This window comes from Phenylobacterium sp. (assembly GCF_035475775.1).
GTDB lineage: Bacteria > Pseudomonadota > Alphaproteobacteria > Caulobacterales > Caulobacteraceae > Phenylobacterium.
The window spans coordinates 1-11,732 of record NZ_DATIMC010000015.1 but is presented as its reverse complement, the minus strand read 5'-3'; the positions used below and the strand labels follow the sequence as shown (position 1 = coordinate 11,732).

The following is an 11,732-nucleotide window of genomic DNA, read 5'->3' as shown; positions in this document are numbered from 1 at the left end:
CGAGCGCCTCGTGGGGCTGGGCTGTGTCGGTCGCCATGAGCTTCCCTGTCGGTCGCGCATCCCTGAGCTGGCCCGTCCTAAACTGACAGCGGCCCAGCTTCGATCCCGGCCGGCCGCGAGAAAGCGGTTGCCCGGCCGCGGGCTGCGCGATAGTTAAGTGTATCCTTAAGTGAAAGAGGGTCGCGCATGCTCGTCCTCCACGCCCACCCGCTCTCGTCGTTCTGCATGAAGGTGGAGATGGCGCTCTATGAGCTCGGGACGCCGTTCCGGATGGAGTTCCTCGACCTCGCCGACGCCCCGGCGCGCGAGCGCTTCCACGCGCTGTGGCCGATCGGGCTGATGCCGGTGCTCCGCGACGAGGCCCGCGGCGAGACGGTGCCGGAGACCAGCATCATCGTCGACTACCTCACCGCCTTCCATCCGGGCGCGACCGAGCTGATCCCGAAGGACCCTGAGCAGGCCTGGCGGGCGCGATTCTGGGACCGGCTTTTCGATCTCCACGTGCAAGGCCCGATGCAGCGGGTCTCCGAGCACCGGCGCGACGTGCCGGGCGCGCGCGACGAGGCCATCCCGGAGATCGCCCGGCGCCGGCTGGGAACCGCCTACGATGTCGTCGAGCGCGAGATCGGCGAGGCCTGGATGCTGGGTGAGGCCCTGACCATCGCCGACTGCGCCGCCGCGCCGGCGCTGTTCTACGCCGACCGCATCCTGCCCCTCGAGAAGGCCCACCCGCGCACCGCGGCCTATCTGGAGCGGCTGAAGGCGCGGCCCTCGTTCGCCCGCGCCCTGGCCGACGCCGAGCCCTACCTGCAGTTCGTGCCGTTCTGATGCCCGCGGCCGCCGCCCCGCTCGACCGCGTCTTCCAGGCCCTCTCCGATCCGGCCCGACGGACCATGCTGGAGCGGCTGACCCGCGGGCCGGCCTCGGTCAGCGAGCTGGCGCGGCCGCTGGCGATGTCGCTGCCGGCGGTCGTGCAGCATCTGGCGGTGCTGGAGGCCAGCGGCCTGGTGGCCACGGCCAAGCACGGGCGCGTGCGCACCTGTCAACTCCAGTCCGGGTCGCTGCAGCGGGCCGAGCAATGGATCAACGACCGGCGCCTGGCCTGGGAGCGCCGCCTCGACCGGCTGGGCGACTACCTCGCCCGCCAGACCCCGCAAGACGACGAAGGGAGCCCCTCATGACCGAGCACAGCATCACCCATGGAACCTTCAGCCTGGAGCGCACCTACGACGCGTCCCGCGAGCGGGTCTACGCGGCCTTCGCGACCGCCGAGGGCAAGGCCGCCTGGTTCGAGGGCGGGGAGGGCTACGTCACGCTCGAGCGGGTCTTCGACTTCCGCGAGGGCGGCAGCGAGCGGCTGACGGGTCGCTGGGAGAGCGGCGTGGTGAGCCAGTTCGACGCCCGCTACTTCGACATCGTGCCCGGCGAGCGCATCGTCTACGGCTACGAGATGCGCCTGAACGGAACCAAGATCTCCGTCTCGCTGGCGACCATCGAGTTCAAGCCGGCGGGCCAGGGCACGCGCCTGCTGCTCACCGAGACCGGCGCCTTCCTCGACGGCTACAACGACGCCGGCCGCCGCGAGCACGGCGCCAACCTGCTGCTGGACCGCGTGGGGAGGTCGCTGAGCCGCGAGCTGGCGGGGGCCTGACCGGGTCGGGCCCGAAGGCTCAGGGCTTGGCCGGCGCCGCCGCCGGCGACTGGCGGGTCATGACCAGCGGCAACGACATCGCGCCCTGGCTCCACTTGCCGGTGAGCGTCTTTCCGTCCGGCGAGAGCGTGGCGGTGTAGTCCGCGCCCGCCTCCATGAACAGGATCTGCGAGGTGGCGCCCTTCTGGTCGATGACCCGGCCGGACACATCGCCCGCGCCCTGGTCGGGGCTCTCCAGCGATGCGTTCGGCAGGCCCTCGGGCGCGGGGCTCACGTGCAGCGCCAGCCGAAGCGAGCGCGCCCCGAGGCTGAGCGAGCCCGCCCAGTCGCCGATCACCGATTGCGCGGCGGCCGGGCCGGCCAGGATCAGGGCCGCGCCGACGCCTGCGAGAAGTCGATTCAATCCGCTCATGGTACGCCCCCCAAATACCGCTCTCGGGAGGCTACGCCCGGCGTCTGCGCGGGGAAAGGCTCAGATCGAGAAGCTGACGCCGCAGCCGCAGCTCGACTTGGCGTTGGGGTTCCGCACCCGGAACTGCGCGCCCACCAGCTCCTCGACGAAATCGATCTCCGAGCCCTTGAGCAGGGCGAGCGAAACCACGTCCACCAGCGCGCGCGCGCCGTCGCGCTCGACGATCAGGTCATCGTCCTCGGCGCGCTCCACCAGGTCGAACTGGTACTGGAAGCCGGAGCAGCCGCCGCCTTCCACGGCGACGCGGAGCATCACCGGCCGGCCCTCGGCCGCGCCGATGGCGCGGATCCGCCGGGCGGCGGGCTCGGAAAGGGTCACGTCGGTGGTCAGGCTCGCTACGGTCATGTCTTGTTAAACGAAACTTGGGCTTAGCCTATATGAGGTCACCTGCGGCTTCGACCAAGAGGCCGATCGCCAGAAGGCCGCAATGCCCTCGATCCCGCCCCGCGCTTCCTATGCCGAACGCCCCACCGCCTCGCGGGGCCGCAAGGTCGCCGAGCCCGAGAGCCGCACGCGGACGCCCTTCGCCCGCGACCGCGACCGGATCATCCATGCCACGGCTTTCCGAAGACTGAAGGAGAAGACCCAGGTCTTCGTGGCTCATGAGGGGGACCACTTCCGCACCCGCCTGACGCATTCGCTGGAGGTGGCCCAGATCGCCCGCTCGCTGGCCACCGCGCTCGGCCTCGACGCCGACCTCGCCGAAACGGTCGCGCTCGCCCACGATCTCGGCCATCCGCCGTTCGGCCACGCCGGCGAGGACGAGCTGCAGATCCAGATGGAGGACTTCGGCGGCTTCGACCACAACGTCCAGACCTTCCGCGTGGTGACCAGGCTGGAGCGCCGCTATCCGCGCTTCGACGGGCTCAACCTCACCTGGGAGACCCTGGAGGGCATCGTCAAGCACAACGGTCCGGTGGCCGACCGCCTGGATCGCCCCTCCTGGACCGCCGTCGCCGAGTTCGACCGCGCCTACGACCTCAGGCTCTCGACCTGGGCCTCGGCCGAGGCCCAGGTCGCCGCATTGGCCGACGACATCGCCTACAACAACCACGACGTCGACGATGGGGTGGCCGCCGGCCTCTTCACCCTGGAGGATCTCACGCAGATCCCGCTGATCGGGCCGCACGTGGCCAGCGCCTTGCAGGCGTTTCCCGACTGCGACCGCTCGATCATCCGGCTGGAGGCCGTGCGCCGGATGATCGGGGCCATGGTCGACGACGTGCTGGCCGAGACCCGCCGCCGGGCGGCGGCCGGGAAGGTGCAAACTCCCGAGGACGTCCGCAACCTCGGCCATGCCCTGGTCGCCTTCTCGCGCGACACCGCCGAGGACCTGGCCCGGCTGCGGGCCTTCCTGATGGAGCGGATGTACCGGCACTGGCGGGTCAACCGCACCCGCAGCCAGGCGCGCCGCATGCTGGCCGAGATGTTCCTGCTGTTCCTGGCCGAGCCCGACGTGCTGCCTGAGGATTGGGGGACGCGCGCCGCCGAGCGCGACCAGGCGGGCCGCGCGCGGGTGGTCTGCGACTACATCGCCGGCATGACCGACCGCTACGCGATCGAGGAGCACCGCCGGCTGTTCCACCTGGATGTCTGGGCGTTCTGAAGGCCTGCGGCCACGGGCCCCATTCTCTCGCCGCCGCCGCCCACAGAAAATGCGCCGCTCGTGAGGGCCCGCGGCGCACGCTTCGCTAGACTTGGGTCTGGCGGCGCATGATTCGCGCCGCAGCGAGGTTCGGAGCTAGCCCATGTCCGATCACGAGCGCGGCGCCTACACGCCGCCGACCGATGCGCCGCTCGCCTTCGAGGCGCGCCGGCCGGTGCGCGGGGCGAGCCCGTTCCCCATGACCCTGGCGGCGAGCCTGTTGGTGCTGATCGGCCTGGCCGCGGCGATCTTCGTGTTCTACCGCTCGGGGGTTCGCCAGGCGAACCAGCCGCCGCAGTCCGTGGGGCAGCCGGTGGGCGCGCTCAAGCAAGCCGCTCCGCCCGACTCCCAGCCGCAGGACGCGGCGCAGGGCCTGCAGATCTACCGGGCGGAGGCCGGCCAGCCGCCGCAACAGGCCGCGGCCCAGCCGCAGTTCACGCCGCCGCCCGAGCAGCCGGCGCCGCGCCCGCCGGTCGCGTCGACCCCACCCCCGGCCGCGGCCCCCACGACGCCGATCGTCAGCGCCGCGGCCCCGGCGCTCCGCCCGGCGCAGGATGTTCCTCCGCCGGTCGCCGCCCGGCCGAGCCGGTTCGCCGAGGCGAAGCCCGCGGCCCGACCCGTCCAGCCTCCGCCCGAGAAGGCCGCGCCGGCCAGGCCCGCGCGGCAGAAGCCCGCCGCCGAGAAGGTCGCAGAGAAGCTCCCGGCCAAGCCGCCGGCCGCCGCCGCCGAATCCGCCGGCGCCAAGGGCGGCGCGGCGGTGCAGATCGGCGCGGTCGCCTCGCCGCAGCTCGCCGACAGGACCTGGAACGAGGCGGTCGACGCCGCCCCGGGGCTCGCGGCCGGCAGGGGCAAGGGCGTCGAAACCGTGCAGAAGGACGGCAAGACCCTCTACCGCACCTCGGTCACCGGCTTTGCGAGCCGGGCCGAGGCCCAGGCCTTCTGCGCTAGGCTGAAGGCGGCCGGGAAGGCCTGCTTCGTGAAATGAGTCGGCGGGCGGTCATCTTCGGCTGCGCGGGCCCGGAGCTCACGCCGCGCGAGCGGGCGTTCTTCCGCGAGGTGCGGCCGTGGGGCTTCATCCTGTTCGCCCGCAACATCGAGACCCCCGACCAGGTGCGCCGGCTGACCGAGGCCCTGCGCGGCGCGATCGAGGCGCCCGAGGCGCCGATCCTCATCGACCAGGAAGGCGGGCGCGTGCAGCGGATGCGCCCGCCGCACTGGCGGCGCTATCCGCCGGGCCGGGCCTACGGCCAGATCGCCGGCGCCGATCCGCTGCTCGCCCGCGAGGTCGCCCGCCTGGGCGCCCGGCTGATCGCCCACGACCTCAGGAGCGTCGGCATCAACGTGGACTGTGTCCCAGTGCTCGACGTGCCGGACCCCTCCGGCCACGAGGTGATCGGCGACCGCGCCTACGGCCAGAGCCCCGAGGAGGTGATCCGGCTGGGCCGCGCGGCGGCCGAGGGCCTGATCGCCGGCGGCGTGCTGCCGGTCATCAAGCACATGCCCGGCCACGGCCGAGCCCGCGCCGACACCCACCTCGAGCTGCCGGTCGTCGAGGCCACGCTGGAGGCGCTGGCGGCCCGCGACTTCGCCCCGTTCCAGGCGCTCTCCGACATGCCGCTCGGCATGACCGCGCACGTGATCTTCTCGGCGATCGACCGCAGGCGGCCGGCCACCACGTCGCGGGCCGTGGTCCGCAAGGCGATCCGCGGCGCGATCGGCTTCGATGGGCTGTTGATGACCGACGATCTTTCGATGAAGGCGCTCTCCGGCGACTTCGCGGCGCGGGCGAAGGCGGCGCTTGCCGCCGGCCTCGACGTGGTCCTCCACTGCAACGGCGACATGGCGGAGATGACGGCGGTGGCGAAGGGCGTCGGCGAGCTGAAGGGCCGGTCCGCGCGTCGCGCGCAGGCGGCGCTGGGCCGTCTGCCGCGCACGCCGGAGCCGCTCGATCTCGCCGAGGCGCAGGCGCGCTTCGAGGCGGCCTTCGACGGCAGGTTCGCGGCATGAACACCGGCTTCCAGCCCGGACTCGACTTCGCGGCGGCCGAGACCGCGGCGCTGGACGGCGAGGCGCTGATCGTCGACCTCGACGGCTACGAGGGCCCGCTTCACGTGCTGCTGGCGCTCGCCCGCAGCCAGAAGGTCGATCTCCTGAAGCTCTCGGTGCTCGAGCTCGCCGAGCAGTATCTGGTGTTCGTGCAGGAAGCGCGCCGGCGCCGCTTCTCGCTCGCGGCGGACTACCTCGTGATGGCGGCCTGGCTCGCCTACCTGAAATCGCGGCTGCTGCTGCCCAGGCCCGAGCGGCCGAAGCCCGACGAGCTCCCGGCCGAGGAGGTGGCCGCGCGGCTCGCCTTCCGGCTCGCCAAGCTCGACGCCATGCGCAGCGCGGGCGAGGCGCTGAAGGCCCGTCCGCAACTCGGCCGCGACGTGTTCGGCCGCGGCGATCCGGAAGCCATCCGGATCGTCCCCGCCGGCCGCATCGAAGGCGACCTCTACACCCTGATGAGCGCCTACATCGGCCAGCGGCGGAAGGCGCAGGACCGGCGCTATGCGCCCGCGCCGCCACAGGCCTATCCGCTGGAGGACGCCCGCGAGCGCCTGCGTCGCCTGCTGCCCGAGCTCGCGCGCTGGACTCCGCTGGCCGGCGTCGCCCCGTTCGGGTCGGAAGGGCGCGGGCCCAGCCGCGCCTCCTACGTGGCCTCGACGCTTTCGGCCAGCCTGGAGCTGGTGAAGGACGGCGCGCTCGAGGCGCGCCAGCTGGAAGCCTTCGCCGACATCTTCCTCCGCGCCCGGGGGAAGGCGGCATGAGCGAGACCGCCGAACGCGAGATCGAGGCGCTGCTGTTCGCCGCCGCCGGGCCGCTGAGCGAGGCCGACCTGGCGCATCGCCTGCCGGAGGGCGCCGACGTCGCCGGCGCGCTCGCGGCGCTGCAGGCGCGCTACGTCGGCCGCGGGGTCGAGCTGGCCTGCGTCGCCGAGCGCTGGCGCTTCCAGACCGCGGCCGACCTCGCCTGGCTGATGACCGAGCAAAGGGAGGAGCCGCGCCGGCTCTCCAAGGCGGCCCAGGAGACGCTGGCCATCATCGCCTACCACCAGCCGGTGACCCGGGCGGAGATCGAGGCCGTGCGCGGCGTGCAGGCCAGCCGCGGCACGCTCGACGTGCTGCTCGAGCTCGGGCTGGTGCGGATGCGCGGCCGCCGGCGCACGCCAGGCCGGCCGGTCACCTACGGCACCACGGACGCCTTCCTTGAGCACTATGGGCTTGCGAGCCTGACCGACCTGCCGGGCGCCGCCGAGATGAAGGCCGCGGGCCTGCTCAGCCTCGACCTGCCGCCGGACTTCGCCGTGCCAGATCCGGGCGCGGCCGCGGCCGACGAGGATCCGCTGGAGGCAGGCGATGTCCCCGAGTTCCACACCGACTTCCTGGGCGAGGCGGAGGAGGAGACCGCCTGACCCGCCGCATGGCGCGGGCCCGGCGGACGGACTATATAACGCGTGAGAGATTGGCGGGCGCGGCCGCATGGAGGCGCCGCGGCACGCTCAGGGAGTTTCTACGAGATGGGCTCGTTTTCGATCTGGCACCTGATCATCCTTGGGGCGATCCTCGTCCTGCTGTTCGGTGGCCGCGGCAAGATTTCCGGGATCATGGGCGACACCGCCAAGGGCATCCGCGCCTTCCGCGACGGCCTCAAGGGCGAGGACGAGCACCCCTCCGGGGAAGCGGCCAAGCCGCTGCCGAAGGAGTCCGACAAGGACAAGGCGCGCAGCTGACCCGCCGCGCGCTCCCCCTTCGCGTTCCCCCTGCTCTGAAAGCGCGCTAAGGCCAGCGCCATGTTCCTCGAAGGAAAGACCCTCGAGCTCATGATCGCCGCGGTGGTGGCGCTGGTGGTCGTGGGGCCGAAAGACCTGCCCATCCTGCTGCGCCGGGTCGGCCAGTTCATGGCCAGGCTGCGCGGCATGGCCGCCGAATTCCGCGCCAGCTTCGACGAGATGGCCCGCCAGTCCGAGCTCGACGAGCTGCGCAAGGAGGTGGCGGCGCTGCGTCAGGGCCAGTTCTCCGACATCGCCGCCCAGGCGCAGGGACCGGAGATGACCCGGACCTTCGACGAGATCCATCAGGGCCTGGCCGACGTGGGCGTCCAGCTGCATCCGCCGATGAGCTACCAGTTCTCCGACGGCGGCGCGCCGCCGGAGCCAATGCCTGCCGAGCCCGCGCCCGCGCCGAAGCCCCGGGCCAGGAAGCCGGCCGCCAAGGCCGCCTCGGCCAAGCGCGCGCCGCCCAAACGGAAAGCCGCCGCCGCCAAGCCCGCCGCCAGGCCGCGGCCCAAGACCACCGGGCCGGGCGCGTGAGCGACGTCGATCCCGAAGCCGCGGAGATCGAGGCCTCGCGCGCGCCGCTGCTCGATCACCTGATCGAGCTGCGCCAGCGGCTGATCGTCTCCATCGCGGCGATCTTCCTGGGCTTCCTGGTCTGCTTCTACTTCTCCGATCCCCTGTTCCGCTTCCTGCTGCGGCCGTTCTCCATCGCCGCCCAGCTGCTGGCGATCCGCGAGGGCGAGGCGGGCCACGCCGCACACCTTGGCCTGATCTCGGTGTTCGGCGGGGCGAAGAACATGTTCCTGGCCCTGGTCGGCGCGCTCGACCTGCCGCCGCCGCCCGGCAAGGTGACCAGCCTGGTGTTCACCGCGCCCCTGGAATACTTCTTCACCAAGGTGAAGCTCGCCGGCTTCGGCGCGGTGATCCTGGTGTTCCCGGTGCTCGCCTGGCAGGTCTACGCCTTCGTCGCGCCCGGGCTCTACAGGCGCGAGCGGCGGGCCTTCCTGCCGTTCCTGATCGCCGCGCCGGCGCTGTTCATCCTGGGCGCCGCGCTCGTCTACTACATCATCATGCCGTTCGTGCTGTGGTTCTCGCTCTCGCAGCAGGTCATCGGCCCCGGTATCTCGGTGCAGTTGCTGCCGAAGGTCTCCGACTACTTCAACCTGGTGACCACGCTGGTGCTCTGCTTCGGCCTGTTCTTCCAGCTGCCGGTCGTGCTGACGCTGCTGGCCATGGCCGGGATGGTCAACGCCGGCATGCTGCTGAAGAGCTGGCGCTTCGCGGTGGCGGGCATCGTGGTGGCGGCGGCCGTCGTCACCCCGCCCGATCCGATCAGCATGACCCTCCTGGCCCTGCCCATCGTGGCGCTCTACTTCGTCTCCATCGGCTGCGTGAAGCTGATCGAGCGCAAACGCGCCCGGGAGGACGCCGCCGCTGCGGCCTAGGAGGTTGGCGCCCCCGCCGACGCGCTCTAGAGAGGGCCGCCCCCCAACCCTTCCGCGGCCCCCATGCACGACATCCGAGCCATTCGCGAGACGCCCGCGCTTTACGAGAAAGCCTGGGACGCGAAGGGCCTGTCGGGGGCCCAGATCGTGGCCCAGATCCTCGAGCTCGACGGCAGGCTGCGCGCCGCCCAGACGGCGCTGCAGGCGGCCCAGGCCGAGCGCAACGAGGCCTCGAAGAAGGTGGGCCAGGCCAAGGCCGCGAAGGACGATGCCGAGGCGGCCCGCCTCATGGCCCACGTCGAGACCCTGAAGACGACGCTGGAGACCCAGACCGAAGCCGAGCGCGAGGCGGCCGGCCTTCTCAAGACCCTGCTGGAGGGCCTGCCGAACCTTCCCGCGGCCGACGTGCCGGCGGGCCGCGACGAGCACGACAATGTCGAGGTCCGCCGCTGGGGCGAGCCCTTCGCCATTAAGAGCGCCAGGGATCACCAGAGCCTCGGCGAAGCGCTCGGCCTGATGGACTTCCAGGCCGCCGCGCGGATGAGCGGCGCGCGCTTCGTGGTGCTGAAGGGCGAGCTCGCGCGCCTGGAGCGGGCGCTCGGCCAGTTCATGCTCGACCTGCAGACCCGCGAGCACGGCTACCTGGAAGTCGCCCCGCCGCTGCTGGTGCGCTCGGAGACGATGTTCGGCACCGGGCAGCTCCCGAAATTCGCGGACGACCAGTTCGCGGCTTTTCCCGGCCTCAGCGCCGTGGCGGGCGCCGAGGCGCCGGATCTGCGCTGGCTGATCCCCACCGCCGAGGTCTCGCTGACCAACCTGGTCCGCGAACAGATCACGCCGGAGGAGGAGCTGCCGCTCCGGCTCACGGCGCTGACGCCGTGCTTCCGCTCGGAGGCGGGGGCCTCGGGCAAGGACACCCGCGGCATGATCCGCCAGCACCAGTTCAACAAGGTCGAGCTGGTCTCCATCGCCACCCCCGAGCAGTCGGTCGACGAGCACGAGCGGATGGTGGGTTGCGCCGAGGCCGTGCTGAAGCGCCTGGAGCTGCCGTTCCGCACCATGCTGCTCTGCGCCGGCGACATGGGGTTCTCGGCCAGGAAGACCTACGACCTGGAGGTCTGGATCCCCTCGGAAGGCCGCTACCGGGAGATCAGCTCCTGCTCCAACTGCGGCGACTTCCAGGCCCGCCGCATGGACGCCCGCAGCAAGAAGGCGGGCGAGAAAGGCGCGCGCTTCGTCCACACCCTGAACGGCTCGGGCCTGGCGGTGGGCCGCACGCTCGTGGCGATCATGGAGAACTACCAGGACGAGGGCGGCCGCATCGCTATCCCCCAGGCGCTGCATCCGTACCTGCCCGGCATGACCCACATCGGAGGAAGCGCATGAGGTGCGCCATTCCTCCGCTCGTCCCCGCGGTGGCGGGGACCCAAGCGGCACAGCTGGTGGACGCCGGTGGGCGCGATTGTTCGGCTGACGCGGCTTGGATTCCCGCCTGCGCGGGAATGGGCGGGTGATGCGCATCCTCGTCACCAATGACGACGGCGTCCACGCGGAGGGCCTGGCGGCGCTGGAGCGGATCGCCGCCCAGCTTTCCGACGACGTCTGGGTCTGCGCCCCCGAGTACGAGCAGTCGGGCGCGAGCCGCGCGCTGACGCTGGCCGAGCCGATCCGCGTGCGACAGCTCGGCGAACGGCGGTTCACCACCACCGGCACGCCCACCGACTGCGTCATGCTGGGCGTCCACGAGCTGGTCGCGGGCAAGAAGCCCGACCTGGTGCTCTCCGGCGTCAACCGCGGGGCGAACTTGGCCGAGGACGTCACCATGTCGGGCACGGTGGCGGGCGCGATCGAGGCGATGGCGCTGGGCGTGCCCGGCATTGCGCTGTCGCAGATGGGCTTCTACGAGCCGGGCGCCTCCTTCGAGCCGGCGGAGGCGTTCGGGCCAGGCGTGATCCGCCGGCTGGTGGAGATCGGCTGGCCCGCCGACGTGGTCCTCAACATCAACTTCCCGAACCGCGAGCCGGCCGACATCGCCGAGGTCGAGGTCACCCGCCAGGGCTTCCGCGACGCCCATATCCGCATGGCCGAGAAGCGCACCGACCTGCGCGGGCGCGACTACTACTGGATCGGCTTCCGCCAGACCCGCTCGAGCCCGCCGGAGGGCACCGACCTGCGCGCGCTCTACGAAGGCCGCATCTCGGTCACGCCGCTGCACATCGACCTGACGCACCAGCCGACCGTCCATGACCTGAAGAAGGTGCTGGGCGGGCCGCCGCCGAGGCTATGATGGCCGGCGGAGGGGACCAGAGCCCGGGGCCGGACGGCGAGGGCGCCCAACTCGCCCGGCTGATTCTGACCTTGCGTTCGCAGGGCGTGACCGATCCGAAGGTGCTCTCGGCCATCGAGACGACGCCCCGGGAGGCCTTCACCCCCGACCTCTTCAAGCAGCGGGCCTGGGAGGATTCCGCCCTGCCCATCGCCTGCGGCCAGACCATCAGCCAGCCCTATATCGTCGGGCTGATGACCCAGGCCCTGCGGCTGGAGCCCCGTTCGCGCGTGCTGGAGATCGGCACCGGCTCCGGCTACCAGACCACCATCCTCTCCAAGCTCACCCGCCTGGTCTATACGGTGGAGCGCTACCGCACCCTGCTGGCCGAGGCCCAGGGGCGGTTCAAGACCCTGGGGCTGACCAACATCATCACCCG

Annotated in this window: 16 protein-coding genes; 14 read left to right on the top strand and 2 right to left on the bottom strand. The window is 71.9% G+C overall.

Annotated elements, in window-relative coordinates:
- Positions 1 to 186: 186 nt before the first annotated feature.
- From VLI41_RS02130 to VLI41_RS02120, 3 genes are read left to right on the top strand one after another with little or no spacing between them, the layout of a single operon-like run.
- Positions 187 to 828, top strand: coding sequence for a glutathione S-transferase family protein (locus tag VLI41_RS02130; protein WP_325266407.1), 642 nt, complete (start codon positions 187 to 189; stop codon positions 826 to 828).
- Positions 828 to 1,181 (top strand): metalloregulator ArsR/SmtB family transcription factor, encoded by a 354-nt coding sequence (locus tag VLI41_RS02125; protein WP_325266406.1) that lies wholly within the window; start codon positions 828 to 830, stop codon positions 1,179 to 1,181. Before VLI41_RS02130 ends, VLI41_RS02125 begins: the two co-directional genes overlap by 1 nt.
- Complete coding sequence (locus tag VLI41_RS02120; protein ID WP_325266405.1) at positions 1,178 to 1,651, top strand: SRPBCC family protein; 474 nt, start codon at positions 1,178 to 1,180, stop codon at positions 1,649 to 1,651. The genes VLI41_RS02125 and VLI41_RS02120 overlap by 4 nt, the downstream gene beginning before the upstream one ends.
- A 19-nt stretch (positions 1,652 to 1,670) precedes the next feature.
- Here the strand turns inward: VLI41_RS02120 and VLI41_RS02115 are convergent, their stop codons facing one another.
- Both VLI41_RS02115 and erpA read right to left on the bottom strand, forming a co-directional pair.
- Positions 1,671 to 2,063 (bottom strand): hypothetical protein, encoded by a 393-nt coding sequence (locus VLI41_RS02115; protein WP_325266404.1) that lies wholly within the window; start codon positions 2,061 to 2,063, stop codon positions 1,671 to 1,673.
- Between the two features lie 60 nt (positions 2,064 to 2,123).
- Positions 2,124 to 2,468, bottom strand: a complete 345-nt coding sequence (gene erpA / locus VLI41_RS02110; protein WP_325266403.1) for an iron-sulfur cluster insertion protein ErpA — start codon at positions 2,466 to 2,468, stop codon at positions 2,124 to 2,126.
- An 82-nt stretch (positions 2,469 to 2,550) separates the two neighbouring features.
- Here erpA and VLI41_RS02105 point away from each other — a divergent pair, with 82 nt between their 5' ends.
- The 11 genes from VLI41_RS02105 to VLI41_RS02055 form a co-directional block, all read left to right on the top strand.
- On the top strand, positions 2,551 to 3,729 hold the full coding sequence (locus VLI41_RS02105) for a deoxyguanosinetriphosphate triphosphohydrolase (RefSeq protein WP_325266402.1): 1,179 nt from the start codon (positions 2,551 to 2,553) through the stop codon (positions 3,727 to 3,729).
- 142 nt (positions 3,730 to 3,871) lie between these two features.
- Positions 3,872 to 4,753, top strand: coding sequence for an SPOR domain-containing protein (locus tag VLI41_RS02100; protein ID WP_325266401.1), 882 nt, complete (start codon positions 3,872 to 3,874; stop codon positions 4,751 to 4,753).
- A complete protein-coding gene (nagZ, locus tag VLI41_RS02095; RefSeq protein ID WP_325266400.1) occupies positions 4,750 to 5,775 on the top strand; it encodes a beta-N-acetylhexosaminidase in 1,026 nt (341 codons plus the stop codon). Before VLI41_RS02100 ends, nagZ begins: the two co-directional genes overlap by 4 nt.
- Positions 5,772 to 6,575 carry a ScpA family protein gene (locus tag VLI41_RS02090; protein WP_325266399.1) on the top strand — a complete coding sequence of 268 codons (804 nt, stop codon included), beginning with the start codon at positions 5,772 to 5,774 and terminating at the stop codon, positions 6,573 to 6,575. Before nagZ ends, VLI41_RS02090 begins: the two co-directional genes overlap by 4 nt.
- Entirely contained in the window at positions 6,572 to 7,219 is a 648-nt protein-coding gene (scpB, locus tag VLI41_RS02085; RefSeq protein ID WP_325266398.1) for an SMC-Scp complex subunit ScpB, read from the top strand. Before VLI41_RS02090 ends, scpB begins: the two co-directional genes overlap by 4 nt.
- 105 nt (positions 7,220 to 7,324) lie before the next feature.
- Complete coding sequence (locus VLI41_RS02080; protein WP_325266397.1) at positions 7,325 to 7,537, top strand: twin-arginine translocase TatA/TatE family subunit; 213 nt, start codon at positions 7,325 to 7,327, stop codon at positions 7,535 to 7,537.
- A gap of 60 nt (positions 7,538 to 7,597) precedes the next feature.
- Positions 7,598 to 8,116, top strand: a complete 519-nt coding sequence (tatB, locus tag VLI41_RS02075; protein ID WP_325266396.1) for a Sec-independent protein translocase protein TatB — start codon at positions 7,598 to 7,600, stop codon at positions 8,114 to 8,116.
- A complete protein-coding gene (gene tatC / locus VLI41_RS02070) occupies positions 8,113 to 9,027 on the top strand; it encodes a twin-arginine translocase subunit TatC (RefSeq protein WP_325266395.1) in 915 nt (304 codons plus the stop codon). The genes tatB and tatC overlap by 4 nt, the downstream gene beginning before the upstream one ends.
- A 63-nt stretch (positions 9,028 to 9,090) precedes the next feature.
- On the top strand, positions 9,091 to 10,413 hold the full coding sequence (gene serS / locus VLI41_RS02065; RefSeq protein WP_325266394.1) for a serine--tRNA ligase: 1,323 nt from the start codon (positions 9,091 to 9,093) through the stop codon (positions 10,411 to 10,413).
- Between the two features lie 127 nt (positions 10,414 to 10,540).
- The gene (gene surE / locus VLI41_RS02060) at positions 10,541 to 11,314 is read left to right on the top strand and encodes a 5'/3'-nucleotidase SurE (RefSeq protein ID WP_325266393.1); all 774 of its coding nucleotides are present in this window, start codon (positions 10,541 to 10,543) and stop codon (positions 11,312 to 11,314) included.
- Positions 11,314 to 11,732 (top strand): rRNA adenine N-6-methyltransferase family protein (locus VLI41_RS02055; protein ID WP_325266392.1); only part of this gene is annotated, 419 nt, incomplete at its 3' end. The genes surE and VLI41_RS02055, both read left to right, overlap by 1 nt.

What these genes read in the sequence shown, in the direction of transcription:
- VLI41_RS02130 (WP_325266407.1), top strand. Translation starts at nt 187, where the DNA reads ATGCTCGTCCTCCACGCCCACCCGCTCTCGTCGTTCTGCATGAAGGTG.
- VLI41_RS02125 (WP_325266406.1), top strand. Translation starts at nt 828, where the DNA reads ATGCCCGCGGCCGCCGCCCCGCTCGACCGCGTCTTCCAGGCCCTCTCC.
- VLI41_RS02120 (WP_325266405.1), top strand. Translation starts at nt 1,178, where the DNA reads ATGACCGAGCACAGCATCACCCATGGAACCTTCAGCCTGGAGCGCACC.
- VLI41_RS02115 (WP_325266404.1), bottom strand. Translation starts at nt 2,063, where the DNA reads ATGAGCGGATTGAATCGACTTCTCGCAGGCGTCGGCGCGGCCCTGATC.
- erpA (WP_325266403.1), bottom strand. Translation starts at nt 2,468, where the DNA reads ATGACCGTAGCGAGCCTGACCACCGACGTGACCCTTTCCGAGCCCGCC.
- VLI41_RS02105 (WP_325266402.1), top strand. Translation starts at nt 2,551, where the DNA reads ATGCCCTCGATCCCGCCCCGCGCTTCCTATGCCGAACGCCCCACCGCC.
- VLI41_RS02100 (WP_325266401.1), top strand. Translation starts at nt 3,872, where the DNA reads ATGTCCGATCACGAGCGCGGCGCCTACACGCCGCCGACCGATGCGCCG.
- nagZ (WP_325266400.1), top strand. Translation starts at nt 4,750, where the DNA reads ATGAGTCGGCGGGCGGTCATCTTCGGCTGCGCGGGCCCGGAGCTCACG.
- VLI41_RS02090 (WP_325266399.1), top strand. Translation starts at nt 5,772, where the DNA reads ATGAACACCGGCTTCCAGCCCGGACTCGACTTCGCGGCGGCCGAGACC.
- scpB (WP_325266398.1), top strand. Translation starts at nt 6,572, where the DNA reads ATGAGCGAGACCGCCGAACGCGAGATCGAGGCGCTGCTGTTCGCCGCC.
- VLI41_RS02080 (WP_325266397.1), top strand. Translation starts at nt 7,325, where the DNA reads ATGGGCTCGTTTTCGATCTGGCACCTGATCATCCTTGGGGCGATCCTC.
- tatB (WP_325266396.1), top strand. Translation starts at nt 7,598, where the DNA reads ATGTTCCTCGAAGGAAAGACCCTCGAGCTCATGATCGCCGCGGTGGTG.
- serS (WP_325266394.1), top strand. Translation starts at nt 9,091, where the DNA reads ATGCACGACATCCGAGCCATTCGCGAGACGCCCGCGCTTTACGAGAAA.
- surE (WP_325266393.1), top strand. Translation starts at nt 10,541, where the DNA reads ATGCGCATCCTCGTCACCAATGACGACGGCGTCCACGCGGAGGGCCTG.